We start from the raw sequence: 26,923 nt of genomic DNA on the forward strand, positions 1-26,923 counted from the left end.
CACCGCTTTGGCCCAGATCACAGGACGAATTGCAAGGTTGAGTGGAATGGACTCAACTTTGGGTACGTTGGAACTGACATGGACCTGAACAACCTCACCACGCGAAGCCAGCAGGCCCTCGCTGCCGCGATGCAGCAGGCCGCTGCCGCCGGCAACCCCACCGTGGAGCCGGCGCACCTGCTCCGAGCCCTGCTCACCCAGCAGGGCGGTACCGCCGCGCCGCTGCTCACCGCGGCCGGCGCTGATCCCCAGACCGTGCTGACCGAGCTCGAGGCCGTCATCGACCGGCTCCCCAGCGCCAGCGGCTCCACCGTCGGCAACCCGCAGCTGGCGCGCGCCACCCACGAGGTGCTGCAGCGCGCGATCGACCTCGCGGGCGAGCTGGGCGACGAGTTCGTCTCCAGCGAGCACCTCACCGTGGGCATCGCCACCGTCGCGGGCCCGGCCCAGCAGCTGCTCGCCTCCCGGGGCGCCACGCCCGAGACGCTGACCGCGGCCTTCGAGGCCGTGCGCGGCGGCGCGCGCGTCACCAGCCAGGACGCCGAGGACCAGTACCAGTCGCTGGAGAAGTACGGCATCGACCTCACCGCCCTGGCCCGCGAGGGCAAGCTCGACCCGGTGATCGGCCGCGACGCCGAGATCCGCCGCGTCGTCCAGGTGCTGAGCCGCCGCACGAAGAACAACCCCGTGCTGATCGGCGAGCCCGGCGTCGGCAAGACCGCCGTCGTCGAGGGGCTCGCCCAGCGCATCATCGACGGCGACGTGCCCGAGTCGCTGCGCGGCCGCCGGCTCGTCAGCCTCGACCTCGGAGCGATGGTCGCCGGCGCGAAGTACCGCGGCGAGTTCGAGGAGCGGCTCAAGGCCGTCCTCGCCGAGATCAAGGAGAGCAACGGCCAGGTCGTCACGTTCATCGACGAGCTGCACACTGTCGTGGGCGCCGGCGCCACCGGTGACTCCGCGATGGACGCGGGCAACATGCTCAAGCCGATGCTGGCCCGCGGCGAGCTGCGGATGATCGGCGCCACCACGCTCGACGAGTACCGCGAGTCGATCGAGAAGGACCCCGCGCTGGAGCGCCGCTTCCAGCAGGTCTACGTCGGCGAGCCGAGCGTGGAGGACACGATCGCGATCCTGCGCGGCCTCAAGGAGAAGTACGAGGCCCACCACAAGGTCGAGATCGCCGACGCCGCTCTCGTGGCCGCCGCGAGCCTCTCGCACCGCTACATCCCCGGCCGCCAGCTGCCCGACAAGGCGATCGACCTCATCGACGAGGCGTCCAGCCGGCTGCGGATGGAGATCGACTCCAGCCCCGTCGAGATCGACGAGCTCCGCCGCGGCGTGGACCGCCTGAAGATGGAGGAGCTGCACCTGGAGAACGAGAAGGACGAGGCGAGCCAGGAGCGCCTGGCCAAGCTCCGCCAAGAGCTGGCCGACAAGCAGGAGACGCTGCGCTCGCTCGAGCAGCGGTGGGAGGCCGAGAAGCAGGGCCTCAACGCCGTCGGCGAGATCAAGGAGCGCATCGACGAGGCACGCATCGCCGCCGACCGCGCCCAGCGCGAGGGCGACATGGCCACTGCCAGTCGGCTGCTCTACGGCGAGATCCCGCAGATGGAGCAGCAGCTCGCCGACGCCCAGGCCGCCGAGGCGTCGGTCGCGGACGACCGCATGGTGCACGAGGAGGTCGGCTCCGACGACATCGCCGAGGTGGTGGCGTCGTGGACCGGCATCCCCACCGGGCGCCTGCTCGAGGGCGAGACCGCGAAGCTCCTGCACATGGAGGACGAGCTCGGCAAGCGGCTCATCGGCCAGCGCGACGCCGTGCGCGCCGTGTCCGACGCGGTGCGCCGGGCGCGGGCGGGCGTCTCCGACCCCGACCGTCCCACCGGCTCGTTCCTGTTCCTCGGCCCGACCGGCGTCGGCAAGACCGAGCTGGCCAAGTCGCTCGCGGACTTCCTGTTCGACGACGAGCGCGCGATCGTGCGCATCGACATGAGCGAGTACGGCGAGAAGCACTCCGTCGCCCGGCTCGTCGGTGCCCCTCCGGGCTACGTCGGCTACGACGAGGGCGGCCAGCTCACCGAGGCGGTGCGGCGCCGGCCCTACTCGGTGGTGCTGCTCGACGAGGTCGAGAAGGCCCACCCCGAGGTCTTCGACGTCCTGCTGCAGGTGCTCGATGACGGTCGGCTCACCGACGGCCAGGGCCGCACGGTGGACTTCCGCAACGTCATCCTGATCCTCACGTCGAACCTGGGCTCGTCGTTCCTGGTCGACCCGGCGCTCGACGACGCGGCCAAGCGCGACAAGGTCATGGACGTCGTGCGGATGTCCTTCAAGCCCGAGTTCCTCAACCGGCTCGACGAGGTCGTCATGTTCGACGCCCTCGGGGTGGAGGACCTGACGCACATCGTCGACCTCCAGCTGGCCTCGCTGGGCCAGCGCCTGGCGCCACGCCGGATCACGCTCGACGTGACCTCGGCGGCGAAGGAGTGGCTCGCCCTCACCGGCTGGGACCCCGCCTACGGTGCCCGGCCGCTGCGCCGGCTGGTGCAGCAGGCGATCGGCGACCGGCTCGCCCGCGAGCTGCTCGCGGGCGAGGTCCGCGACGGCGACACGGTCCTGGTCGACCGCGAGCCGGACGCCGACGAGCTGGTGGTGCGCCGCGCCTGACGGCCGGTCGCGTCGTGCCGTGCGCCTCCCCGGGAATCCCCCGGGGAGGCGCCGTCGCGTCAGGGCGGGAACGGGCTCGGTCCGGGGGTGAGGGCGTCAGGCGCGATCTGGGAGGATCGAAGGCATGTCGACCCCCAGGCCCCGCTCGGTGACGCTCGCCTGCGTGTACGGCGGGCTCGGCGGCATCCTGGCGGCCGTCGCGCTCTACGAGGTGCTGGCGGGTTGGGGTTCAATCGAGGTCCAGGACGGGCTGCGTCAGGTCCTCGAGCCGACCGGCGCCGATCCCGACGCCGTCCTGCCCACCCTGCGCTGGGTGATCATGGCGCTGCTGGTCGGCGCGATCGCCGCGACCGTCTTCTCGTTCTACGCCGCGCGCGGCCACCAGTCCTCGCGCATCGGCCTCAGCGTGCTCGCCGGCATCGGCGCGGCGGGCTTCCTGGCCAGTGGCGTGGCCGGCCTGCTGCCGGCGATCCTCGGCCTGCTGATCGTGTACCTGCTGTGGACCGCCCCGGCGCGTGAGTGGTTCGCGGTGATGAACGGCCGCACGCCCCTGTCGCTCGGCACCGCTCCGTCGGTGCCGTCCGCGCCCACGCAGTTCCCCCCTCCCGGCCCGGCGAACCAGCCGGTGCAGCCCGGTCAGCCGGTCCAGCCGCCGCCGTACGACCCCGCCCAGCACGCCACCGTGCCGCACTCGGGCGCCGTTCCTGCCGGCGGCCGGCCGCGACCCGTCGGCCTGGCCCTGCTGATCTCGGGCATCGCCTACCTGGTCGGCGCGCTGGGCTCGGGCGTCGTCCTGCTGGCCCTCGTCGGACTTCGCGACGAGGTCACCGCCCAGTACGAGCAGAACGACCTCCTGCAACGCCAGCTCGACAGTGCCGGGATCACCGCCGGCGAGATGGTCACCCTCGGCACCTGGCTGTTCGGCGGGTGGCTCGTCCTCTCGCTCGTCGGTCTGGCCGCCACCGCGTGGGCCGCCTCCGGCGCGCCGCTGGGCTGGTGGGCGCTCGTCGTCGTGAGCGTCGTCACGGCCGGCTTCGCGGCTCTCGGGCTGCCCGTCGGCCTGGTGTGGATCCTCGGAGCCATCGTGGTGATCGTCCAGCTGTCGCGTCCTGAGGCGAAAGCGTGGTTCCGCCGGGCATGATCGTGCTCACACCGGCCACTCCGGCGTGAACCGATGAAAAAGGCTCGTTAGGCTGGATCTCATGTCCATGGTCCGAGCGTCCTATCGTCCACACGTCGTCGTCGTGGGAGGCGGATTCGGCGGACTGGCCCTGGTGCGCAAGCTCGCGCGAGCCGACGTCGACATCACCCTGATCGACCGGCACACCTACAACACGTTCCAGCCGCTGCTCTACCAGGTGGCCACGGCCAGCCTGAACCCCGGCGACATCACGTGGTTCCTGCGCGCCGTGCGTGCCAAGCAGGACAACATCCGCTTCCTCAAGGGCACCGTCGTCTCGATGGACCACGAGGCCAAGTCGGTGCTGCTCGACGGCAACATCACGGTCACGTACGACTACCTCGTGCTCGCGAACGGCGTCACGGCCAACTACTTCGGCGTCCCCGGTGCCGAGGAGTTCGCGATGCCGCTCTACCGCCGCTCGCAGGCGCTCGCCCTGCGCGACCTGATCTTCGCCAACCTCGAGAACGCCGCGGTCAACGGCCAGGACCAGGACCTGCGCGTCGTCGTGGTCGGCGGTGGCGCCACCGGCGTCGAGACCGCGGGCGCGCTCGCCGAGATGCGCAACCTCGACATGCCGACGACCTACCCCGAGCTGGACTCCAAGCGCATCCACATCTCGCTGGTGGAGATGGGTGAGCACGTGCTGGCGCCCTTCCACCCGAAGCTGCGCGAGTACGCCAAGAAGGAGCTCATCAAGCGCGGCATCGACCTGCGCCTGAAGACCGCCGTGAAGGAGGTCCGCCGCGACGGCGTGCTCATCGAGAACGACGGCAACCAGGAGTTCCTCAGCGCGGGCATCGTCGTGTGGGCCTCCGGTGTCGCCGCGCACGGCGTGGTGAAGGACTGGGGCCTGCCGCAGGGCCGTGGCGGCCGCATCGAGGTCGACGAGCACCAGCAGGTCCGCGGGAAGCCGGGCGTCTTCGCGATCGGCGACATCTCGGTCAACCCCGACTCGCCGCTGCCCCAGCTGGGCCAGCCCGCGATCCAGGGAGGCAAGCACGTCGCCAAGGTGATCAAGGCGCGCGTCTCGGGCAAGGACCTGCCCAAGCCCTTCAAGTACTTCGACAAGGGCACGATGGCCACGATCGGCCGTGCCGCCGCGATCGCCGAGGTCCGTGGCCTGCCGCGGCTCAAGGGCTTCCCGGCCTGGTTCATCTGGGTCACCGTCCACGTCGCGCTGCTGCTCGGCAACCGCAACCGCTTCGCCACCATGACGAACCTGACGCTGAAGTACCTGCTGTGGCGCAGCCACAACGCGATCGTCGGCGAGACGCCCTACGTGATCGCCCACGAGCCGAAGATCGTCTCCGGCAGCGACATCGAGACGGTGACGCCGAAGAAGTCGGCGCGGTCGGCCCGCAAGTCGATCTCGAAGAAGGCCCAGGTGCGCAAGGCCGTCGCGCAGCAGACGATCGACGAGATCGACGAGCCGCGCGACTGATCAGGCCAGCGCGGCGGCCAGCTCGTCGCGCGCGGTCAGCAGCGACGGCCCGTACCAGGTGAGCGCCCGGCCGCTGCACAGCGCGGTGGGCACCGCCCGGAACGCCTCGGGCCCGTCGGTGCTCGTGAACACGTAGGGCTCGTCCGGCAGCAGGACGAGGTCCAGGTCGGCGGAGTCCAGGTCGCCCACCTCCACGTGGGGATACCGGTCCGACGCCTCGGCGAACGCGTGCACGAGCCCGAGCCGCCGCAGCAGGTCGCCGGTGAACGTGTCGCGGCCGACCACCATCCACGGATCGCGCCAGACCGCCACGGCGACGCGGCGGCCGTCGGGGGCGGCCGGCTCGCTCCACGCCCGCTCGGCCTCGTCGAGCCACGCGGGGACGTCCCAGTCGAGCGCCGTGGCGAACAGGCGACGCAGGCTGGCGAACGCCTCGTCGAGCGTGGTGATGTCGGTGACCCACACCCGCACGCCCGCCGCGCGCAGGCGGGTGACGTCGAGCTCGCGGTTCTCCTCCTTGTTCGCGATCACGAGGTCGGGGGAGAGCGCCTCGATCGCCGTGCGGTCGGGGTTCTTCGTCCCGCGCACGCGGGCGACCTCGAGCCCGGCCGGGTGGGTGCACCAGTCGGTGGCGCCGACGAGTGCCTCGGGTCGCGTGGCGGCGATCGCCTCGGTGAGGGACGGAACGAGGCTGACCACGCGCCGGGCAGCGCCGAGCGGCGGGAGGTCGAAGCCGAGGTCATCGTGCATCGCGGCCCACCCTAGGGTGGAAACCATGACTGAGTGGAACGCCGCGGGCGAGTGGACGGACATCCGGTACGAGACGACGGCCGACGGGATCGCCAAGATCACGATCTGTCGCCCCGAGGTCCACAACGCGTTCCGCCCGCAGACGATCCGCGAGATCTCGCGCGCCCTCACGATCGCGCGTGACGACGAGTCGGTCGGCGTGATCGTGCTGACCGGTGAGGGCGAGAAGGCCTTCTGCTCCGGCGGTGACCAGCGGGTACGCGGCGACTCCGGCTACAAGTCCGACGAAGGCGCCACCGGCCGCTTCGATGTCACCGACCTGCACGTGCAGATGCGCCGCACGCCCAAGCCGATCGTGGCGATGGTGGCCGGCTGGGCCATCGGCGGCGGCCACGTGCTGCACCTGGTCTGTGACCTGACGATCGCGGCCGACAACGCCCGCTTCGGACAGGTCGGGCCCAAGGTCGGCTCGTTCGACGGGGGCTACGGCGCGAGCATCCTGTCCGACCTCGTCGGCCCGAAGAAGGCCAAGGAGATCTGGTTCCTGTGCCGCCAGTACGACGCGAACGAGGCCATGAGTATGGGCTTGGTGAACACCGTCGTGCCGCTGGCCGACCTCGAGACCGAGACCCTGAGGTGGTGCCGCGAGATGCTGCAGCTGTCGCCGTGGGCGCTGCGCCTGTCGAAGCTCAGCTTCCACGCGCACGAGGACGGCTACGCGGGCATCCAGCAGCTCGCCCACGACGCCAACCTGCTGTTCTACGGGCAGGCCGAGGCGCAGGAGGGTCGCGACGCCTACAAGGAGAAGCGCACCCCGGACTTCAGCCGCTTCCCGCGCCGTCCCTGAGGTTGGGAAACCGCAGGCGCACCACGCGTCCCGTGCGTTAAACCGTCCTGAAGGCTGACCCCCAGCGCAACTTACCCTTCCCCGAGCGGGTCCGGAGCAAGCAAGATGGCGGGCAATCCCCCTGCCGGTGGTGCCCCACCAGACGCTCTGCCGGACCCGTCCGAAGGGAAGTCCGTCCGTGCGCACCACCCGTCTGCTGGCCTCTGCCGCGAGCATCGCGCTCCTGGCATCCATGCTGGGCTCGAGCCCAGCCACCGCCGAGAAGCCCACCGCTCCACCGTCCGCCACCGTCCGCTCCGCTCCCGAGCCCACGACCCCCGGGTCCCTCACCGCGAAGGCCGCGCGCGCGGCCGCCGCCGAGGACGAGCCCGAGGGCGCCCTGGCGATGCCGGACTCCTACCCGGTCCAGCCGAAGCTCAAGGTCTACCCGGACGCCAATCCCGACGCGGCCGACACCGGCAACCTCATCGGCTACGACGACATCGCCCCGCGGCTGCAGTCGCTGATGCGCGCGTCCGACCGGGTCTCGACGCAGATCGTCGGTGAGTCCGCGCAGGGCCGCCAGCTGTACCTGGTCACGGTCACCGCGCCCGAGGACGAGGAGCAGACCGCCCAGCAGACCGCATGGCGCAAGAAGATCCGCACGAACCCCGGCGAGGCGGCGACCGACGCGGCGATGAAGTCGGGCTACAAGACCCCGATCTGGATCAGCTCGAACATCCACGGCAACGAGTGGGAGGGCACGGACGCGTCGCTGGACTACATCGAGGAGCTCGCCTCCGCCCCGTGGAACGACGTCAAGTCGCTGCTGCGCGGTCACCGGTTGTACTTCAGCGTCGTGCTCAACCCCGACGGCCGCACGATCGGCCAGCGGCCCACCGCGCTCAACCTCGACGCCAACCGCGACATGATCACGAACACGACACCGGAGTCGACGTCGTTCGTCCGCACGGCGCACGCGGTGCAGGCGCTCTACGCGGCCGACTTCCACGGCTACACGAGTGTGCTGCAGATCGAGCCGTGCGGCCCGCCGCATGGTGACGACTACGAGTACGACCTGTTCATCCCGCACGCCTACGCCGCGGCGCTGAAGGTCGAGCGCGACGTCGTCGACGCCGAGATCCCCGGCAACACGTACTACAACGTGGTGACCGGCCAGGTCGTGCCCGAGAACACGAGCGACGACACCGACCACATCAAGATCCCCTACCGCGACACCCCGACCGGCTGGGACGACTTCCCGCCGATCTTCACGGCGCAGTACGCCGCCTTCGCGGGTGCCGTCAGCAACACGGTGGAGCTCCCGAAGGGCCGCCCCAACGGCAGCTCCCAGACGCCCGCGAGCGCCACCATCAACGTGGCCGTGGCGAAGAAGACGATGGAGAGCCTGGTCGACTACGTCGTGGCCAACGACGACGCGATGCTCGCCGACCAGGTCGAGTTCTTCCGGCGCGCGAACGTCGGCGCCGAGCGCGTCGCGCTCACGCAGGCGAACATCGACGCGGTCCCCGGGCCGGCCGAGTGGAAGCCGCTGTGGAACGACTCCGACGACCAGACGGCCGTGCAGTATCCCCGCGCGTTCGTCATCCCGGTCGGCAAGGAGCAGCGCTCGATCTCCGACGCGCGCTTCCTGGTGTCGCGCCTGTTGATGCACAACATCGCGGTCCGTCGCCTCGACTCGGCGACCACGATCGACGGCACGTCGTATCCCGCGGGCTCGTACGTGGTCGACATGTCGCAGCCCAACCGCAACCTGGCGCACGCCCTGCTGGCGCCCGGCTCGGACATCTCGAACAAGCCCGGGATCCTGAGCATGTACGACGTGTCGGCGTGGAGCTGGGGCCACCTCTGGGGCGTCGACGTGGACTCGTTCGGCACCACGGGCGATGGCTCGCTGCCGGCGTCCACGAAGGTCACCACCGGCAACGCCGACGGCAAGGTCGCCTCGGGCGGCTCGTACCTCACGTTCGAGTTGGCCGGCGTCAACGACTTCCGGACGCTGAACGCGCTGCTGGAGGACGAGGTCGCGGTGTCGGTCCTGGCTGACGGCTCGGCGATCGTCGAGGCCGACGAGGCCCGCGACGCGCTCGAGGACGCCGCCGAGGAGTTCGACGTCGACGTCGACAAGGCGACGGCGGCCGAGATCGCGCAGCTGTCCGACGAGTCCACGCGAGGGCTGCAGGACCTGAAGATCGGCTACACCGGCAACCAGGACGACCTCCTCTCGCTGACGCAGCTGGGCTTCGACGACCTGCAGGCCGTCACCGCTGCCACGATCACCGCCAACCCGGCGATCCTCGACGGCGTCGACGTGCTGTGGCTCGGCTCGGCGCTGAACTTCAACGACAGCCAGGCCGCCGGCCGCGCTGCGGTGCAGTCCTTCGTCGACGCCGGTGGCAGCATCGTCGGTCGCGCGGCGGGTGCCTTCAACGCGGCGAAGACGTTCGGCCTCATCGCCGACGGCACCGCGGTGGTGGGCAACAACTCCGGCAACGGCATCGTCACGATCGACACCGCCGACGCGGGAGTGCTGGCGCCGTACGCGCAGAAGTTCGCCTTCGTCTACCCGGCCACGTGGTTCACGGGGCTGCCGGAGTCGGTCACGGTCGAGCAGCGGTACGCCACGGGCAACCCGCTGCTGTCGGGTCACTGGCGTGACACGAACGGCTCGAACGGTCCGCTGAACGCGGCGGGCCAGCCGGCCGCGGTCTCGGCCTCGCTGCCCTCGGGTGCCAAGGCGTTCGTGTTCGGCACGTCGCCGGTCTACCGCTCGCACACCAAGGGTGGCCAGAGCCAGGCGGCGCGTGCGCTGTTCTGGGCGGCCCCCGAGGGCGAGGGCGTCCCGGCGCCCGCTCCGGTGGTGGCCACGACGACGACGCTGAAGGTCCCGGCGACGGCGACCTACGGCCGGTCGATCAGCGCCACCGTCAAGGTGACGGCGGCCGGTGCGCAGAAGCCCACCGGAACGGTGCAGGTGCGTGAGGGCTCGAAGGTGCTCGCCTCGCGGGCGCTGCCGGCGAGCGGCACGGCGACCCTGAGCGTGTCGGGCCTCAAGCCCGGCTCGCGACGTCTGACGGCGCACTTCGTCCCGTCGGGTGCGGGCTTCGCCCCGTCGGCCTCGGCTCCGGCCACGGTCAAGGTCGCCAAGGCGGCCTCGCGCACCGGGGTCCGGGCCAAGGCGCTCGGCAAGGGCCGCGTCCAGGTCACCGTCACGGTGAAGTCGTCGGCGGGCACGCCCACCGGCTCCGTGCGGGTTAAGGTCGGCTCCTCGACCAAGGTGGTCAAGCTGCGCAACGGCAAGGCCACGGTCACGCTGAAGTCGGCCAAGGGCAAGCGCACCGTCTGGGCGCGCTACGGCGGCTCGTCGCTGCTCTCGCCCAGCGCGAACGCGACCACGGTCCGCGTCCGCTGACGGGCTGACAGTTTCCCCGGTTACGTGGTACTCCACACGTAACCGGGGAATCTGCGCTTCGGTCAGGCCCGCACGTGGTGACGCCCCAGCGGCAGGATCATGGGGCGGCCGCTGGTGGGGTCCTCGACCACGCGGGCGTCGAGGCCGAACACGATCTTGACCGTCTCCTGCGTCAGCACCTCCTCGGCCGAGCCCTGGGCGTGGATGAGCCCGCGGTCCACGGCGACGAGGTGGTCGGCGTAGCGCGCGGCGAGGTTGAGGTCGTGCAGCACCATCGCGATCGTCGTGCCGCGCGTGCGGTTGAGGTCGGTCAGCAGGTCCAGCACCTCCACCTGGTGGCACACGTCGAGGAACGTGGTCGGCTCGTCGAGCAGCAGGACCTCGGTCTGCTGGGCGAGCGCGAGGGCGATCCAGACCCGCTGGCGCTGTCCACCCGAGAGCTCGTCGACGACGCGGTCGGCCAGCTCGAGCACGCCGGTGTCCTCGAGTGCGGAGGCCACGATCGCGTCCTCGTCGGCGGTCCATCGCGCGAAGGAGCGGCGATGGGGATGGCGGCCCTGGGCCACCAGCTCGGCCACGGTGATGCCCTCGGGCGCGATGGGCGACTGGGGCAGCAGGCCGAGGCGTCGCGCGACGTGCTTGGTCGGCATCGAGTGGATGTCGCTGCCGTCGAGCAGGACGCGGCCGGACTGGGCGGGCAGCAGGCGCGCGAGACCGCGCAGGAGCGTGGACTTGCCGCACGCGTTCGCGCCGACGATCGTCGTGATCTTCCCCGCCGGCAGCGACAGGGTGAGGTCGGAGACGATCGGCCGGTCGCCGTAAGCGAGGGTCAGTGACTCGGTGGTCAGGGTGGTGGTCACAGGGAGCCTCCCGTGCGCTGGGTGCGGATGAGCAGGTAGATCAGGAACGGTGCGCCGAGCGCGCCGGTGATGACGCCGACGGGGTAGCGCGTGTCGAAGGCGTACTGGCCGATGAGGTCGGCCGCCAGCACGAGCGTGGAGCCGACCAGCGCCGAGGGCAGCATCAGCGAGCCGCGGTGGCCGACCAGGCGCGTGGCGATCGGCCCGGCCATGAACGCGACGAACAGGATGGGCCCGGTGGCCGCGGTGGCGAACGAGGCCAGTGCCACCGCGACGAGCACGAGCATCCGCCGCGTCGTCTCCACCGGGACGCCGAGTCCGGCGGCCAGGTCCTCGCCGAGCCGCAGCAGCGCCAGACGAGGCCCGAGCAGCAGCAGGACCGGCGCGAGGAAGACGAAGGGGACCGCCACGATCGCCACGGTCTCCCACGTCGCGAGGTTGAGGCTGCCGTTCAGCCACCGCATCGCCCGCTGAAGGTCGAGCTCGTTGGCGTAGACCAGCAGGTACGACGTGACGCTGTGCAGCATCGCGGCGATGCCGATGCCGACGAGGATGAGCCGCGTCCCGACGGCCTTGCCGGAGGCTGCGAGGCCGTAGATGAGGGCGGCGGTGGCGACGCCGGCCACGACCGCGCCGAGCGAGACCGCGAGGCCGCTCGCGCCCAGCACGACGATGCCGAACAGGGCGGCGGCGTTGGCGCCGTTCGTGATGCCGATGATGTCCGGGCTCGCCAGCGGGTTGCGCAGCATCGTCTGGAAGGTGATGCCCGCCAGGCCGAACGCCGCGCCCGCGAGCACCGCGAGGACGGATCGGGGCAGGCGCAGCTCGCCGACGATGAACGAGGCGCCCGGCACCTGCTCGCCGATGATGACGCGCCAGACGTCGCCGAGCGAGTAGACGGGGTCGCCGGCGCTCAGTGAAACGACGAACAGCACGACGAGGGTGATCGCCAGGCCGACGACGGTCCAGGTGGCGCGGCGCGCGCCGCGGGTGCGGGCGGCGTGAACGATCTCGGGGCCGGTGGGGAGGGTCATGGTCATGTGGCACCCCCGGTGCGACGCAGGACGACCCAGAGGAAGACGGGTCCGCCGATGAGTGCGGTGATCACGCCGACGTCGATCTCGCCCGGGCGGCCGAGCACGCGACCGACGACGTCGGCCAGGGTCAGCAGGGTGGCGCCGACGGTGGCGCACACGGGCAGCAGCCAGCGGTGGTCGGCCCCGACCACGAGCCGGCACAGGTGCGGCACGACGAGACCGACGAAGCCAATGGGCCCGGCCAGCGCGGTGGCGGCGCCGCACAGGATGATCGCCCCGGCGGCGGCCAGCAGGCGCGTCCGGACGACCGAGACGCCCAGCCCGGCGGCGGCCTCGTCGCCCAGCGCGAGGATGTTCAGGGAGCGGGCGCTGGCGAAGCAGATCGCCGCGCCGACCACGAGGATCGGCAGCACCATGAGGGTGTCGGAGTTCTCGGCGCGTCCCACGCTGCCCACCTGCCAGAACCGGAAGACTCGCATGACGTCGATCCGCGGCAGCAGGATCGCGCTCGAGAGCGAGGTGAAGGCGGCGGTGGTGATCGCGCCGGCCAGCGCCAGCTTGAGCGGAGTGGGCCCGCCGGGGCCCAGCGATCCGACGAGGTAGACGAAGACAGCCGCCAGCGCGGCGCCGGTGAGCGCGAAGAGGATGTACTCGGGCATCGATGCGGCGGCGAAGAACGCGATGCCGATCACGACGAGCAGCGAGGCGCCCGAGTTGATGCCGAGGATGAACGGGTCGGCGAGCGGGTTGCGGGTGACGGCCTGCAGCACGGCACCGGCGATGCCGAGGGCGGCGCCCACGAGCACGGCGAGGATCGTGCGCGGCACGCGTGAGCGGATCGCGGCGGAGGTGACGTCGCCACCGTTGCCGGTGAGCGCCTCCACGACGTCGGACAGGCTCACGACCCGCGCGCCGAACGCGACCGAGAGGAACACCGCGGCGACGAGCGCCACGATGCTGACGAGGAACCACCACGGGGGCTGTCGCGTCAGCGCGGCAGCCCCCACGGTCGGATCGGTCGTCGTGGTCACTTCACCTTCGCGGCTGCGTCCGCGAGCAGGGCGACGTAGTCGTCGATCATCCACGGGATGGACAGGGCCGAGGGCGACACGGCCGCGGCCATCGGCGTGTTGTCCTCCAGCAGGGCGGCGGAGCCGTTCTTGAACGCGGTGACCTGGCCCAGCAGCGGGTCGGCCTGGACCTTCTTCAGGGCCGCGTCGTCGCCGTAGCCCACGAACACGTCGGCGCCGTTGAGCTCATCGGCCTTCTCGGAGCTGATCTCCAGGAAGAACTGGTCGCTGCCCTCGGAGGCCTTCGTGACGAAGTCAGGCGTCTCGAAGCCGAGGTCGTTGAGGAAAGTCGCCCGGGTGTCGGACGCCGTGTAGTAGCCGACCTTGCTCAGGTCGCTCGGGTCGATCCAGCTCATGACGGCGGTCTTGCCCTTGATCTCCGGCTGCTTCTCGGTGGCGTCGGTGATCTGCTGCTCCAGGTCGGAGATCAGCTGGGTGGCCTCGTCGGACTTGCCGAGGGCCTGGCCGGTGAGCTTGATGGCGTCGCGCCACGAGGTGCCCCAGGCCTGGCCGGGGTAGGCGACGACCGGCGCGATCTTGCTGAGCGTCTCGTACTCCTCCTTCGTCAGGCCGGAGTTGGGCGCGAGGATCAGGTCGGGCGTCGTCTTGGCGACCGCGGCGGCGTCGATGCCGTCGGTCTCGTCGAACAGCACGGGGGCCTCGCCGCCGAGCTCGTCGAGCTTGTCCTTGACCCACGGGTGGAGTCCGTCGGTGTCGTCGTCGCCGTAGGTGACCTTGGGCATGCCGACCGGCACGACGCCCAGCGACAGGGCGGTGTCCTGGTTCGACCACGCGACGGTGGCGACCCGCTTCGGCTGGCTCTTGATCGGCGTCTTGCCGAGCGCGTGCTCGATCGTCACCGGGAAGTTCTCGCCCGAGGCTCCCGAGGACTCGTTCGCGTCGTCGGAGGAGGAGCCGCAGGCGGCAAGGCTGAGCGCGAGGGTCGCGGCGGCCAGCAGGGGTGCGAGGCGCAAGGGAGTACCTTTCATCACGGGTAGGTAAGCCAAGCCTAAGCCTTCCCGCCACGGCGACACCACCGGGATCGGTCCGTGGACGCGCAGGGCGGTGCGGATGGCTACGGTGGAGCCATGCCAGGACTGGACTTCGACCCGCTCGAGCGCGCCGGCGAGCTCTGGGAGGAGCGCATCGGTGACGCGACCTCGATGCGCCTGGCGACCTCGATCATGCGGGTCCACCAGATCGTGCTCGCCCGCCTCGACGGTGCCCTGAAGCCGTTCGGCATCACCTTCGCGCGCTACGAGGTGCTGCGTCTGTTGTCGTTCAGCTCCTCGGGATCGCTGCCGCTGTCGAAGATCGGCGAGCGGCTCATGGTGCACCCCACGTCGGTCACCAACGTCATCGACCGGCTCGTCGCCGACGGACTCGTCGACCGCAACATCGACCCGCGCGACCGGCGCCGCGCGCTCGCCTCGCTCACGCCGGCCGGCACCAAGGTGCTCGACGCCGCCACCGAGGCGCTGACGGACCTCGACTTCGGCGTCGGCGGCGTGAGCGCGCAGGACCAGCGCACGATCCACGAGCTGCTCACCCCGCTGCGCCGCGACGACTGGAGCTGAGTTCCGCTCGGGACGAAGGATGATGCCTTCGGCCCCGCTGGGGTACCCGAATGCCTCATCGTTCGTCCCACAACGCGAAGCGCCGGCTCACCCGAAGGTGGACCGGCGCTCGGCAGGAAGCGGTTGCGTCAGATCTTGCGCGGCCAGTACAGGAATGTGCCCTGAACCGTGGACGTCGTCTTCAGGTAGACGCGGTACTTGTACTTCTTCTTGGACTTCCAGCTGGCCTTGCCGTGACCGTTGCGGTTCAACTTGACGTGCTTCACGTTGCGCCACTTGCCCTTGTAGTAGCGCTTGACCGTGATCTTGGGAACGCGGACGGTGCTGCCGTTGGGCTGGTAGACGCGCCAGTTCTTTGCCTTGATCGTCAGCTTCGAGCCGCGCTTGACGATGGAGGCGGACTCCAGGTAGCCGGTGCTGCGACGGACCCGGATGACGTTGCTGGCGGGCAGCGGCGACACGGTCTGCTTGTTTGCGGCGTCGTACGACTCGACGCGAACGTTGCGCAGCTGTGCCGTGCCGTAGCCCGCAGCGCGCGGCCAGTAGATGCGGCCGGTGGGGTAGTTGTGCGAAGCGATGCTCGTGTCGCGGACCCGGAGCACCCCGTTCACGAACACGTCGCCGCGCACGTACCAGCTGACCGCCCCGGGAGCCGAGATGGAGACGGCGGTCCGTGCGTAGGTGCTTGAGCTGCTGTTGAGCACGGCGTGGCTCGTGAAACGGACGGCTCCGGTGGCGGAGGTCGTGACGGGCGCGGTGACAGCGGTGGAGACGCTGCCGCGCTTGGCGGGCGACGAATCGGCAGCCTGGGCGGACACGGGCGTGGCCAGCGAGAGTGCCATGGCGGCCGCGGCGGCGACCGCGACCTGGGTGATGCGTCGGTTCATTTTTCTCCCCGAGACGAAATGTATGAGTTGAGCAGCGTCAGTCTGCCACGGCTGAACCGGATAGTTCCGAAGAACCATCAAGTCGCGGATGTGATCTCAGCCGAGCATCTCGGCGCCGAGGCTCTCCTCCGGCACACCCAGTCCCTCGACGAGCGCGAGCGTGTGGGGGCGCAGCTTCTCCAGCAGGGCGTTGACCTCGGTGGTGACCGCCTTGGCGCGTGTGTCGCTGATGCGGTTGTGCTCCATGAACCAGGCCTTGTCGCGCTCGATGATGGTGAGGGCGTAGAGGGAGCAGACGTCGCGCAGGACGTCGGCCGCGGCGTCGTCCTCGGTCCGGGCGATGCCGGCGGTGAACGCCTCCAGCACGACTCGGTCGATGTGCACCTGGCCGATCTTGACCACGTGGTCCTGGGCGGCGTTGAACGCGGCGAAGGCGGCGCCCTTGTCGTTGCCGGCGCGGCGCAGGCGCCGGGCGGCCGTCTCGATGACGTGCTGCTCGCGGTCCTCGAAGAGGTCCAGCTGCGTGCCGCGGTCGAGCAGGTTGTGGTCGTCGTCGCGCGAGCGGGCGTCGATCAGCCGCTGGATCAGCTGGGCGGCGGCGGTGCGCTCCTTGACCGTCTCGGCCACGGTGCTGGCGGCGAACTTCACCATGCCCACCGGGTCGAGGCCCGTGACCTCCTGGGCGTACGAGGTCAGCAGCTCCTTGGCGACCAGCTGCAGCAGCACGACGTTGTCACCCTCGAACGTGGTGAAGACGTCGCTGTCGGCCTTGAGGGTCGTGAGCCGGTTCTCGGCCAGGTACCCGGCACCGCCGCAGGCCTCGCGGCACTCCTGGATCGCGCGGGTGGCGAACGAGGTGAGCGCGGCCTTCAGGCCGGCGGCACGGCCCTCGAGCTCGCGCTGCGCGTGGGCGTCGGGGTCGGCCTCGGTCTGCAGGCGGTGCATGCGCGCGACGAGCTGGTTGTGGGCGAAGCGGAACGCGTAGGCCTCGGCCAGCAGGGGCAGCAGGCGGCGCTGGTGCATCCGGTAGTCCATCAGCACGGTCTCCTCGCCCGGCACGCCCTCGAACTGGCGGCGCTGGAGCGCGTACCGGCTGGCGATGCTGAGCGCCACCTCGGCGGCCGCACGGGCGGAGCCACCCACGCTGACGCGGCCGCGGATGAGCGTGCCGATCATGGTGAAGAAGCGCGCGTTGAGGCTGTCGATGGGGGAGGAGTAGACGCCGCCCTCGTCGACGTTGCCGTATCGGTTGAGCAGGTTGTCGCGGGGGATCCGCACCTCGTCGAACATGAGGCGGCCGTTGTCTACACCGCCGAGCCCGCCCTTGAACCCGCAGTCGCTGGTGGTGACGCCCGGCAGGTCCTCGCCGGCCTCGTCGCGGATCGGCACGACGAAGCAGTGCACTCCGTGGTCCTCGCCGAGGGTGATGAGGCGGGCGAACACCGCGGCCACGCGCGCATGCTTGGCGGCGCCGCCGATGTAGTCCTTGCGCGCCGACGGCGTGGGGGAGTGGACCACGAACTCCTGCGTCGCGGGGTCGTACGTGGCCGTCGTCTCGAGGCTCTGCACGTCGCTGCCATGACCGGTCTCGGTCATCGCGAAGCAGCCAAGCAGGTCCAGGTTGATCAGGGCCGGGATGTACTTCTCGTGGTGCCGCTCGGTGCCGAGGTTCTCGATCGCGCCGCCGAACAGGCCCCACTGCACGCCGGCCTTCACCATGAGCGACAGGTCGAACTGGGCCAGCATCTCGATGCCCGTGACGGCCATCCCCGGATCGCCGGTGCCGCCGTTCTCGGTGCGGAAGCCCGCGGCGGGGATGCCCGTGGGGACGAGCTGCTTCATCTGGTCGAGCACGCGCTCGCGGGCCTCGTCGAGGGTGAGCGAGTGGTCGTACGTCAGGTCCAGCTGCGCCAGCTCCGCCCGGCTCTGCTCACGCACGTGGCGCCACTTGCCGTCGATGGACCGTCGAAGTTCCTCACCGAGACTCATGGGCACAGGCTAGTGGCGGCGGCCCACCACGACACGGCGAAGACTGGTACTCCTGAGGCATGACCTTCCTGTCCTCCCTGCTGCTCGCGGTGCTCGCGGCGGTCACGCCCGTCACGCTCCCGCCGGCCGGCGGGGTCGCCGACTACCAGCTCGGTGGGGCGTACCGGCCCGCCTCGAAGGTGGACGTCGTCGTGCGGGATCGCACCGAGAAGCCCGCGCCCGGCGTGTACTCGATCTGTTACGTGAACGCGTTCCAGACGCAGCCGGGCAGCCTGCGCTGGTGGAAAAAGAAGCACCCGAGCCTGCTGCTGCGCGACGGCAGGGGACGCGTCGTGCGCGACGCCGGCTGGCCCGACGAGGTGCTGCTCGACCTGCGCTCGCCGGGCAAGCGCGCGGCCGCGGCACGGGTGATGCGGACGTGGTTCGCCTCCTGCGCCGATCGCGGGTACCGCGCGGTGGAGCCGGACAACCTCGACTCGTGGACCCGGTCGCAGCGGCTGATCCGGCGGTCGCAGGCGCGGGCCTACGCCAAGCGCCTCGTCACCGCCGCGCACGCCGAGGGCCTCGCCATCGCCCAGAAGAACACCGCCGAGATCAACGGCCGCAGGCTCGGCTTCGACTTCGCGGTGGCCGAGGAGTGCGAGGTGTACCGCGAGTGCGGCCGGTACACGCGGATGTACGGCCGCCGCGTCATCGAGATCGAGTACACCGACAACGGCCGCCGCGCGTTCACGCGCGCCTGTCGCGCGCGCGGGTCGAGGATCTCGGTCCTGCTCCGCGATCGCGACGTCGTCCCGCGCGGCGCGAAGGGCCACGTCTACCGCACGTGCTGATCCCGCCCTCGACGAGAGGGAAAGTCGGGGCTCCCGGCCTGTTAGAGTGCGCCTGAACAATCACCTTCCGCAGTGCCAGGGGAAGCCGGTGCGAATCCGGCGCTGACCCGCAACCGTGAGACCGCCCCTCGGGACGGCGAGCCGGAGCACCTGCCTGTCGGAACCGGCCACACGCTGTCGAGGAACGCAGCGGGCGGAGCTGATGACATCGGCCCCTTCCCGTCCTGTGCAGCGGGAAGGAAACCCCCATGAGTACATCCCTGCGTCGACGCGCCCTCGCGGTGCTCGCAGGCGGCGCGGTCGCGGTGTCCACCGCCGTCGCCGTCGCCCCCTCCGCCTCGGCGGCCTCCACCCCGTCCACCTCCGCGGCGGGCCAGTGGCTCTCCGCGCAGCTGACAAACGGCGTCGTCCACAACGACCAGTGGGACTATGACGACTTCGGTCTCACGCTCGACGTCCTCGGGGCCCTGCGCGCGCTCGGCGTCCAGCCGGCCGTCCAGCAGACGATCCTCTCCACCGTCACCTCCCGCGTCGACGAGTACGTCGAGTCGACCTTCAACGAGGTCACGACGTTCTACACGGCGTCGGCCGGCAAGCTCCTGCTCGCGGTCGACGCCGCCGGGGGCGACGTCGCCTCGGTCGGCGGTCGTGACCTGGTCGCCCAGATCGAGGCTGCCACGAACGACGAGACCGGCGAGTCCAGCGACACCTACGGACTCTTCGGCCAGACATTCGCCACCCGCGGCCTGATCGCCGGCGACAGCGACGAGGCCGCCGCGTCGGTGGCTTACGTCGCGGCGCAGCAGTGCGCGGACGGGACCTTCCGTCAGGTGCTCACGGCGCCCTGCCCTGAGGTGCCGGAGATCGATACGACCACGGCTGCCCTCAACGCCCTGGTGGACGCGCGCGAGGCCGGACTCGACGTCGACGCTGCGGTCATCGACCGCGCCGTGGACGCAATCGCCGCCGCCCAGGCGGCCGACGGCTCCTTCGTCGGCAACGGCGTCCCCAACACGAACAGCACCGGCCTGGCCGCCGTGGCGCTGAGCCGCGCGGGTCGTGCCGCCGAGGCGACGAAGGCCGCCTCGTGGATCGCCCGCCACCAGGTCACCGAGGCCACGGGCGGGAAGCTCGCCTCGGAGACCGGCGCGATCGCCTACGACCGGGCGGCCCTGACCGCGGGCACCGCGGACGGCATCGACGAGCTCGCGATCGACCAGTGGATCCGCGCCTCGACGCAGGCGGCTCCGGCCCTCGCGCTGCTCTCGTCGCCGCGTGCCGCGGCGGCCGTGCCGCGGTTCGCCCGCTCGGGCGGCACCGTCAACGTCACCGCGAGCGGTCTCGCCGCCGGCTGGAGCAGCACGGCGCGTGTCGCCGGTGGCTCCACCGCCCGAAAGGTCGTGCCGGCCGCGGGCCGCGCCACCTTCACGCTCCGTGTCCCGAAGGGCACCGCCCGTCGCACGGTCGCTGTCTCCGACGCCACCGGCCGGACGGTCGCCACCACGTCGGTCCAGGTGCTGGCCGCCAAGAAGCTGCGGGTCTCGTCGAAGTCCAAGGTGCGCCGCGCCAAGGTGCAGAAGGTCGTCGTGCGCGGCCTCGCCGCCGCCGAGCCGGTGCGCGTCTACTACCGCGGCAAGCTGGTCAAGCGCGGCGTCGCGTCGAAGAGCGGGACGTACACGTACCGCCTGAAGGTGGGCCGGAAGACGGGCAAGGTCAAGGTCATCGTCCGTGGCGCCTACGCCGAGCGCAACGGCGTGAGGGTCTTCCGGGTCGTCAAGTGAGCCGACTGCTCCGTCGTGTCCTGGCGGCGACCCTCCTCGGGGTCGCCGCCGGACCCGCGTCCCTCAGCGCACCGGCCCAGGCCGCGGCGTGCAGCGGCAGCCAGGGCGTCACGGTCGTGGTGGGCTCGAGCGTCGGGTGCGACTCCGACGGTGGTGGCCGTGCCGCGAGCAACTTCACCGACGCCGGCCACCGGCTGACCTACGCGTCGCGCGCTCCGGGATTCGTGTGCCGTGTCGACGGTGCGCCCGCGTCGGACCCCTGCGTCGAGGCCTCCCCGAGCGACGCCTACTGGGCGCTGTTCTATTCGGACGGGAAGTCCGGCTGGGCCTACGCGAGCGTGGGTGCCTCCTCGCTGAAGGTGCCGCAGGGCGGCTCCGTCGCGTTCGTGTTCCAGACCTCGTCCTCGCGGACGTGGCCGTCGGTGCAGCCAGCGGTCGCACCGGCGCCGACCCGGGAGACGACGCGTCCCACCTCCGGGACGTCGAAGCCGGGTGCGAAGGACAAGCCGCGTCCGAAGGGCTCGACCGAGCGCACCACCGCCACCGCAGCGCCGAAGGCGGCCGTCCCCGGCGCCTCGGCGACCCCGTCCGCGGGGACCTCGCCGGCCACGTCGGGGCCGACCCCGTCGGCGACGCCGTCGTCCAGTGCCACGCCCACCACCGAGGCGCCGACGACCTCCGGTGGGGACGAGCCGGTCGCCGGTGCGCCCGCGGTCCAGCCCACGGCAGCCGAGGCCGGGTCCGACTCGACGTCGCCCGCCGCCCTGGTCGCGGGAGCCGGCGTCGTGGTGCTGCTGGCCGCTGCCGGGGGCGTCACGTGGTACCGACGCCGGTCCGGCTGACGGTCGCGGGGGAGTAGACTCGCGGGCGTTGGACCAACGTCCGGCCCAGGGGAAACCGGTGAGATTCCGGTGCTGTGCCGCAACCGTGAGCCCCGCCCCACCCGGCGGAGTGAGCCGGGAACCCGCGCCGGACGGCCACCACCACATGTTGTCGCGCAACGACGGGTGGGCGATCGCCCTCGTGGACCTCGCCCCCGTACCGCGGGGAAGGGGACCGGATGACCGCCGTCGTCGACTCCACCCCCGTCAGGAGCCCAGCCACCGGGCGTCCCCGGCGCGAGCTGCACCCCGGCGCGTGGTGGCTGTGGGCGCTCGGCCTCGCGGCGGGCGCGTCGTTCACGCTCAACCCCTTCCTGCTGCTGGTCATCGTCGCGATCGCGGCGCTCGTGGTGGCGGCGTGCCGCGGCGACGCCCCGTGGGCCCTGTCGTTCCGCTACTACCTGTACTTCGGGCTGCTGATCGTGGTGATGCGCGTCGTCTTCCGCATCCTGCTCGGCGGCGGCTCGGCACCGGGCGACCCCGTGCTGTTCGGCCTGCCCGAGATCCCGCTGCCCGAGGTGGCGCGGGGCGTCCAGCTGCTCGGTGACGTCACGGTCAACGAGGTGCTGCTGGGCCTCTACGACGGCATGCGCCTGGCCACGCTGATCATCTGCATCGGCGCGGCGAACTCCCTGGCGAACCCCAAGAAGCTGCTCGCCGCCGCGCCGCCGGCGCTCTACGAGGTCGGCGCGGCCCTGGTCGTCGCCGTCTCGGTCTTCCCCCAGCTGGCCGAGAGCGTGCGCCGGGTGAACCGCGCGCGCAAGCTGCGCGGTGACGCGAGCCGCGGCACCGGCGCGATGCACCGCATCGTCATCCCCGTGCTGGAGGACGCCCTCGACCGCTCGATGACGCTCGCCGCCGGGATGGACGCGCGGGGCTACGGCCGTTCCGGCACGGTCGCGCCTCGCGACCGCTTCGCCACGGGGGTGCTGATGCTGGTGGGCCTGTTCGGCCTCAGCGTGGGCACCTACGGCTACCTCGACGGCACGGCCCCGCGCTTCCTGTCCTACCCGATGCTGGCCGTGGGCCTGGTCTTCGCGGTGCTGGCCCTGCGGTCGGCGGGCCGCCGGGTGCACCGCACCCGCTACCGGCCCATCGCCTGGCAGGCGGCCGAGTACCTCACCGCGGCGTCCGGCGTGGCCGTGGCGATCGGCCTCAAGGCGCTGTCGACGCAGCAGATCCCCGTGATCTACCCCGACGTCCCGGGCTGGCCCCCGCTCAGCGTGCTGTCGCTCGCGGTGGTCGCCATCGGCATCCTGCCCGTGTTCGTCGCCCCGCAGGCGCCCGTCGCCCACGACCAGGTGGGGGGTGAGGACGCATGATCTCGTTCGGCGACGTGACCTTCTGGTACGACGGCGCCCAGGACCCGACGCTGCGCGACGTCACCCTCGAGATCGAGGAGGGCGAGCTGGTGCTGGTGTCCGGCCGCACCGGCTCGGGCAAGTCGACGCTGCTGGGGATGCTCAACGGCCTCGTGCCCCACTTCACCGGCGGCACGCTCGGCGGCGACATCCGCATCGACGGCTCGTCCGTCCTCGGCAGGCCGCCGCGCGAGCTGGCGCACCTCGTGGGCTACGTCGCGCAGGACCCGGCCTCGGGCTTCGTGGCCGACGTGGTCGAGGAGGAGCTCGCCTACGGCATGGAGCACCTCGGCCTCGACCCGCAGACGATGCGTCGCCGCGTCGAGGAGACGCTCGACCTGCTCGGCATCGCCGACCTGAGGCGCCGCTCGGTGCGCTCGCTGTCGGGTGGCCAGCAGCAGCGCGTCGCGATCGGCTCGGTGCTGACGATGCACCCGCGCGTGCTCGTGCTCGACGAGCCCACCTCGGCGCTCGACCCCACCGCGGCCGAGGACGTCCTGGCCACGATCGCGCGCCTTGTCGACGACCTGGCGCTCACCGTCGTCGTCGCGGAGCACCGGATGGAGCGCGTCGTGCCGTTCGCCGACCGGCTCGTCGTGGTCGAGGACGGCCGGGTCCGCATCGGCGAGACGGCGGCCCTGCTCGTGGACGCGCCGGTCGCGCCGCCGCTCGTGCACCTCGGACGCCTCGCCGACTGGAGCCCGCTGCCGCTGTCCGTCCGTGAGGCGCGGCGCCGGGTGAGGCCGCTCGCCTCGCGGCTCGGTCCGCCGCCCGTTCACGTGCCGTTCGAGCGTCCGCCGGCGCTGCGAGCGCGGGGGATCACCGTGCAGTACGGGCGCTTCGCGGCCGTGAAGGAGGTCGACCTGGAGGTCGGCCACGGTGAGGTCGTCGCGCTCATGGGCCGCAACGGGTCGGGCAAGAGCTCGCTGCTCTGGGCCGTGCAGGGCACGGGCGCGCGGGCCGCGGGCGTCGTCGACGTCGACGGGGTGGACCCGGGCGACGTGCGCCCGGCCGAGGCGCGGATGCTGGTCGGCCTGGTCCCGCAGACCTCCTCCGACCTGCTGTACCTCGAGACCGTCGACCGCGAGTGCGCCGCCGCCGACGACCAGTCCGTCGTCGACCCGGGGACCTGCCGCGCGCTGCTCGACCGTCTCGCGCCGGGCATCCCCGGCGACCGTCATCCGCGCGACCTCTCGGAGGGGCAGAAGCTGGCCCTCGTCCTGGCGATCGTCCTCACGGCCCACCCCGCGGTGGTCGTGCTGGACGAGCCGACCCGCGGCCTCGACTACCCGGGCAAGGCGGCCCTCGCGGCGATCCTGCGCGACCTCGCCGCCGAGGGTCGCGGGATCGTCGTGTCCAGCCACGACGTGGAGTTCGTCGCCACCGTGGCCGACACCGTCGCGGTGATGGCCGAGGGCGAGATCGTCTCCACGGGGCCGGTCCGCACGGTGCTGGCGGAGTCGCCCGCCTTCGCGCCCCAGGTGTCGAAGGTGCTCGGTCACGACTGGCTCACCGTCGACGAGGTGTCGGCCGCGCTGCCCACGGAGGTGGTCCGGTGAGCGGCCTGCGATCCGCCGAGGCCGTCCCGGTCACCCTGCGGTCCGCGCTCGTGCTCGGCGCCGCCAGCGTCGCGGGGCTGCTCATGCTGCTGTGGCCGCTGATCTTCGCGCCCGCGCCGGACCAGACCCGTGTGGACCAGCCCTTCATCTTCATGGTGCTGATGCCCGTGGTCGTCCTGGTGGTGATCGCGGAGCTGTCCGAGGGCGGCCTGGACTCCAAGGCGCTCGCGATGCTGGGGGTGCTGAGCGCGATCAACGCCGCCGTGCGGCCCCTCGGCGCGGGCGTGGCCGGCGTCGAGCCGATCTTCTTCCTGCTGATCCTCGGCGGTCGGGTCTTCGGGCCGGGCTTCGGCTTCGTGCTCGGGTGCACGAGCCTGTTCGCGTCGGCGCTGCTCACCTCCGGCGTGGGGCCGTGGCTGCCGTTCCAGATGCTGTGCGCGGCGTGGGTCGGCATGGGCGCCGGTTTGCTGCCGCGGCGGTTCACCGGGCGGTCGGAGATCGCCGTGCTCGCGGTCTACACGGTGATCGCGGCGTTCGCCTACGGGCTGCTGATGAACCTGTCGTCCTGGCCGTTCACCCTCGGCATCGCGATCCCCGGCGCGGAGGACTCGCTGGCCATGGTGCCGGGCGACCCCGTGCTGGAGAACCTGCAGCGCTTCCTCGTCTTCACCCTGCTCACCTCGTTCTGGGGCTGGGACCTCGGCCGCGCGATCACGAACTGCGTGTTGGTGCTCGTGCTCGGGCCGGCCGTCCTGGCCACGTTGAGGCGCGCCGCCCGGCGCGCCCGGTACCTCTCCAAGGAGTCCACATGAAGAGCCTGCTCGCCCGCCTCGCCGCGGTGACCCTGCTGTCGGCGAGCGTCGTCGCGCTGCCGACGACGGCCACCGCCGAGGAGTCCTGCGAGGCGGCCGGCGACGTCCCGATCGTGCTGGAGTTCGGCTCGCTCGACGGCGAGGACCGGGTCGTGTGCGCCCAGGACGCCGTGGGCACGACCGGCCTCGAGGCCCTCAACGCCGCCGGCGTCGAGACCGCGGAGACGAGCGGTGCGATGCCGATGGTGTGCCGCATCGACGGACTGCCGGCACCGGAGCAGGAGAAGTGCGGCAACGCGCTGAACGGCCCGGGCTACTGGGCGTTCCTGGTGGCCCAGGAGGGCCAGGACTGGGGCTACGCCTCGGTGGGCCTGCAGGAGTACGAGCTCGTCCCGGGCGACTTCATCGCGCTCAGGTACCACCTGATGGCCGACGGCGAGAACGTCCCGGTCGACGCCGCCGCCGACGCCTCCACGCGTGCCGATGCCGAGGTCGCGGACCACGAGAACCACGGCGACCAGGCCGTGACCGACGATGAGTCGTCCTCCCTCGCCACGGTCGCGCTGCCCATCGCGATCGTCGCCGCCCTGCTGGTGGCCGTGGCCGCCTTCGTCGTCGCGCGCCGCCGCCGCGACTGACCCCCGGTCACTCGCCCACCGGAACCGCGAGTGGCGCAGAATCGCCCGCCACTCGCCGAGTGGCGGGCGTTCTTGCGCCCCTCGTGACCCCGGTTTGCGCCACTCGGCGTCAGTCGGCGGCGGCCAGCAACTCGGCGCTGGCCTGCTCGATCGCCTCGGGCGAGAGCACGTGCGCGATCGCCATGGCCGCGGCGCCCAGGACGCCGGACTGCTCGCCGCTGACCGACGGCACGATGCGCAGGTGCTCGGTGGCCAGCGGAAGCGAGCGCCGGTAGACCTCCTCGCGGATGCCGGCCAGCAGGTGCTCGCCGGCCTCGGCGAGGGCGCCGCCGATCACCACCACCGACGGGTTGATGAAGTTCACGATCATCGCCAGCACGTCGCCGATGTCGCGGCCCGCCTGGCGCACCGCCTGGATCGCGGCCAGGTCGCCGGAGCGGACGAGGTCGACGACGTGGGTCGCCGTGGTCACCCCGGGCCGGTCCAGCACCCGCGCGATCGCGGGCCCGGCGGCCAGCGCCTCGAGGCAGCCGACGTTGCCACACCGGCACAGCACGTCGCTGCCGCGGGAGACGCGGATGTGCCCGATGTCCCCGGCGGTGCCCTGCCCGCCGCGCTGGAGCTCGCCGCCGGCGATGATGCCCGCGCCGATGCCCGTGGCCGCCTTGATGAGGATCAGGTCGTCCTCGTCGGGGAACTGGGTGTCCTGCTCGCCCAGCGCCATGATGTTCACGTCGTTGTCGATGAGCACGGGCACGTCGAACGAGCGCCGGACGAACTGCGGCACGTCGAACCGGTCCCACCCGGGCATGATCGGCGGGTTGATCGCGCGACCGGTCGAGTGCTCCACGGGGCCGGGCAGGCCGATGCCGATGCCGGCGAGGTCCGTGCGGGGGCGGCCGGTCTGAAGCATCAGGCGGTCGACGGTCGCGGTCACCCAACGCAGGACGGGCACGGGGCCGTCGGCGATGTCCAGGTCCTCGCGGTCCTGCGCCAGCACGGCACCGGAGAGGTCGACGATCGCGGCGCGGGCGTGCCGGGCGCCGAGGTCGATCGCGGCCACCACGCGCGCCCCGGTGTTGACCGCGAGCAGCGACGGCGGACGGCCGCCCGTGGAGCTGCGGCCCCCGTACGGCGCGATCAGCCCGAGCTTCAGAAGGAGGTCCACGCGTGAGGCCACGGTGGAGCGCGCCAGACCACTCGACGCCGCCAGCTCGGCGCGGGTCATGGGCCGACCCTCGCGCTGGAGCAGTGCGAACACGTCGCTGGTCTTCACGGTGCTGATTCAACCATTCAGCCTTTTGAACGTCCAGCCGACAACTTTTACCGAATACTCGA

21 protein-coding genes and 2 riboswitches are annotated in these 26,923 nt (G+C 71.6%); of the genes, 13 read left to right on the plus strand and 8 right to left on the minus strand.

Going from position 1 to position 26,923, the window contains the following annotated elements; genetic code table 11:
• The first annotated feature begins 78 nt into the window (after positions 1 to 78).
• The 3 genes from clpB (at position 79) to H1W00_RS04755 (ending at position 5,291) form a co-directional block, all read left to right on the plus strand.
• The gene (gene clpB, locus H1W00_RS04745) at positions 79 to 2,667 is read left to right on the plus strand and encodes an ATP-dependent chaperone ClpB (protein ID WP_181754110.1); all 2,589 of its coding nucleotides are present in this window, start codon (positions 79 to 81) and stop codon (positions 2,665 to 2,667) included.
• A 124-nt stretch (positions 2,668 to 2,791) separates the two neighbouring features.
• The gene (locus tag H1W00_RS04750) at positions 2,792 to 3,808 is read left to right on the plus strand and encodes a hypothetical protein (protein WP_181754112.1); all 1,017 of its coding nucleotides are present in this window, start codon (positions 2,792 to 2,794) and stop codon (positions 3,806 to 3,808) included.
• A gap of 61 nt (positions 3,809 to 3,869) precedes the next feature.
• Positions 3,870 to 5,291, plus strand: a complete 1,422-nt coding sequence (locus tag H1W00_RS04755) for an NAD(P)/FAD-dependent oxidoreductase (protein ID WP_181754114.1) — start codon at positions 3,870 to 3,872, stop codon at positions 5,289 to 5,291.
• On the opposite strand, the gene H1W00_RS04760 is transcribed toward H1W00_RS04755, so the two are convergent.
• Entirely contained in the window at positions 5,292 to 6,041 is a 750-nt protein-coding gene (locus H1W00_RS04760) for a helical backbone metal receptor (protein WP_181754116.1), read from the minus strand.
• 25 nt (positions 6,042 to 6,066) lie between these two features.
• Here H1W00_RS04760 and menB point away from each other — a divergent pair, with 25 nt between their 5' ends.
• Both menB and H1W00_RS04770 read left to right on the plus strand, forming a co-directional pair.
• Positions 6,067 to 6,888, plus strand: coding sequence for a 1,4-dihydroxy-2-naphthoyl-CoA synthase (gene menB, locus H1W00_RS04765; protein WP_181754118.1), 822 nt, complete (start codon positions 6,067 to 6,069; stop codon positions 6,886 to 6,888).
• A 178-nt stretch (positions 6,889 to 7,066) separates the two neighbouring features.
• Positions 7,067 to 10,300, plus strand: coding sequence for an Ig-like domain repeat protein (locus H1W00_RS04770; RefSeq protein WP_181754120.1), 3,234 nt, complete (start codon positions 7,067 to 7,069; stop codon positions 10,298 to 10,300).
• A 62-nt stretch (positions 10,301 to 10,362) separates the two neighbouring features.
• On the opposite strand, the gene H1W00_RS04775 is transcribed toward H1W00_RS04770, so the two are convergent.
• The 4 genes from H1W00_RS04775 to H1W00_RS04790 are packed head-to-tail and all read right to left on the minus strand — an operon-like array spanning position 10,363 to position 14,241.
• Positions 10,363 to 11,160 carry an ATP-binding cassette domain-containing protein gene (locus tag H1W00_RS04775; RefSeq protein ID WP_181754122.1) on the minus strand — a complete coding sequence of 266 codons (798 nt, stop codon included), beginning with the start codon at positions 11,158 to 11,160 and terminating at the stop codon, positions 10,363 to 10,365.
• Positions 11,157 to 12,200: a FecCD family ABC transporter permease gene (locus H1W00_RS04780; protein ID WP_181754124.1), complete on the minus strand. Its 1,044-nt coding sequence runs from the start codon at positions 12,198 to 12,200 to the stop codon at positions 11,157 to 11,159. Before H1W00_RS04780 ends, H1W00_RS04775 begins: the two co-directional genes overlap by 4 nt.
• Positions 12,197 to 13,228, minus strand: coding sequence for an iron chelate uptake ABC transporter family permease subunit (locus H1W00_RS04785; RefSeq protein ID WP_181754126.1), 1,032 nt, complete (start codon positions 13,226 to 13,228; stop codon positions 12,197 to 12,199). Before H1W00_RS04785 ends, H1W00_RS04780 begins: the two co-directional genes overlap by 4 nt.
• Entirely contained in the window at positions 13,225 to 14,241 is a 1,017-nt protein-coding gene (locus H1W00_RS04790; RefSeq protein ID WP_206679967.1) for an iron-siderophore ABC transporter substrate-binding protein, read from the minus strand. Before H1W00_RS04790 ends, H1W00_RS04785 begins: the two co-directional genes overlap by 4 nt.
• Before the next feature lie 114 nt (positions 14,242 to 14,355).
• On the opposite strand from H1W00_RS04790, the gene H1W00_RS04795 reads away from it, so the two are divergent.
• Entirely contained in the window at positions 14,356 to 14,844 is a 489-nt protein-coding gene (locus tag H1W00_RS04795) for a MarR family winged helix-turn-helix transcriptional regulator (protein ID WP_181754130.1), read from the plus strand.
• A gap of 128 nt (positions 14,845 to 14,972) precedes the next feature.
• Here the strand turns inward: H1W00_RS04795 and H1W00_RS04800 are convergent, their stop codons facing one another.
• Both H1W00_RS04800 and H1W00_RS04805 read right to left on the minus strand, forming a co-directional pair.
• A complete protein-coding gene (locus H1W00_RS04800; RefSeq protein WP_181754132.1) occupies positions 14,973 to 15,731 on the minus strand; it encodes a hypothetical protein in 759 nt (252 codons plus the stop codon).
• Between the two features lie 96 nt (positions 15,732 to 15,827).
• On the minus strand, positions 15,828 to 17,720 hold the full coding sequence (locus H1W00_RS04805) for an acyl-CoA dehydrogenase family protein (RefSeq protein ID WP_181754134.1): 1,893 nt from the start codon (positions 17,718 to 17,720) through the stop codon (positions 15,828 to 15,830).
• Positions 17,721 to 17,779: 59 nt separating this feature from the next.
• Here H1W00_RS04805 and H1W00_RS04810 point away from each other — a divergent pair, with 59 nt between their 5' ends.
• From H1W00_RS04810 to H1W00_RS04840, 7 genes are all read left to right on the plus strand, one after another.
• Positions 17,780 to 18,553: an endo alpha-1,4 polygalactosaminidase gene (locus tag H1W00_RS04810; RefSeq protein ID WP_181754136.1), complete on the plus strand. Its 774-nt coding sequence runs from the start codon at positions 17,780 to 17,782 to the stop codon at positions 18,551 to 18,553.
• Between the two features lie 20 nt (positions 18,554 to 18,573).
• A riboswitch (cobalamin riboswitch) is annotated at positions 18,574 to 18,725 on the plus strand.
• 76 nt (positions 18,726 to 18,801) lie between these two features.
• Positions 18,802 to 20,334: a prenyltransferase/squalene oxidase repeat-containing protein gene (locus H1W00_RS04815; protein WP_181754138.1), complete on the plus strand. Its 1,533-nt coding sequence runs from the start codon at positions 18,802 to 18,804 to the stop codon at positions 20,332 to 20,334.
• On the plus strand, positions 20,331 to 21,176 hold the full coding sequence (locus tag H1W00_RS04820) for a hypothetical protein (protein WP_181754140.1): 846 nt from the start codon (positions 20,331 to 20,333) through the stop codon (positions 21,174 to 21,176). Before H1W00_RS04815 ends, H1W00_RS04820 begins: the two co-directional genes overlap by 4 nt.
• An 8-nt stretch (positions 21,177 to 21,184) precedes the next feature.
• Positions 21,185 to 21,320: riboswitch (cobalamin riboswitch) on the plus strand.
• Positions 21,321 to 21,394: 74 nt separating this feature from the next.
• A complete protein-coding gene (locus tag H1W00_RS04825) occupies positions 21,395 to 22,537 on the plus strand; it encodes an energy-coupling factor transporter transmembrane component T (RefSeq protein WP_181754142.1) in 1,143 nt (380 codons plus the stop codon).
• Positions 22,534 to 24,135, plus strand: a complete 1,602-nt coding sequence (locus H1W00_RS04830) for an ABC transporter ATP-binding protein (protein ID WP_181754150.1) — start codon at positions 22,534 to 22,536, stop codon at positions 24,133 to 24,135. Before H1W00_RS04825 ends, H1W00_RS04830 begins: the two co-directional genes overlap by 4 nt.
• Entirely contained in the window at positions 24,132 to 24,947 is an 816-nt protein-coding gene (locus H1W00_RS04835) for an ECF transporter S component (RefSeq protein ID WP_286930281.1), read from the plus strand. Before H1W00_RS04830 ends, H1W00_RS04835 begins: the two co-directional genes overlap by 4 nt.
• The gene (locus tag H1W00_RS04840) at positions 24,944 to 25,585 is read left to right on the plus strand and encodes a hypothetical protein (RefSeq protein WP_181754152.1); all 642 of its coding nucleotides are present in this window, start codon (positions 24,944 to 24,946) and stop codon (positions 25,583 to 25,585) included. Before H1W00_RS04835 ends, H1W00_RS04840 begins: the two co-directional genes overlap by 4 nt.
• Positions 25,586 to 25,694: 109 nt before the next feature.
• On the opposite strand, the gene H1W00_RS04845 is transcribed toward H1W00_RS04840, so the two are convergent.
• Complete coding sequence (locus H1W00_RS04845; RefSeq protein ID WP_338072825.1) at positions 25,695 to 26,861, minus strand: ROK family transcriptional regulator; 1,167 nt, start codon at positions 26,859 to 26,861, stop codon at positions 25,695 to 25,697.
• Between the last annotated feature and the right edge of the window lie 62 nt (positions 26,862 to 26,923).

Source organism: Aeromicrobium phoceense (assembly GCF_013868155.1).
GTDB lineage: Bacteria > Actinomycetota > Actinomycetes > Propionibacteriales > Nocardioidaceae > Aeromicrobium > Aeromicrobium phoceense.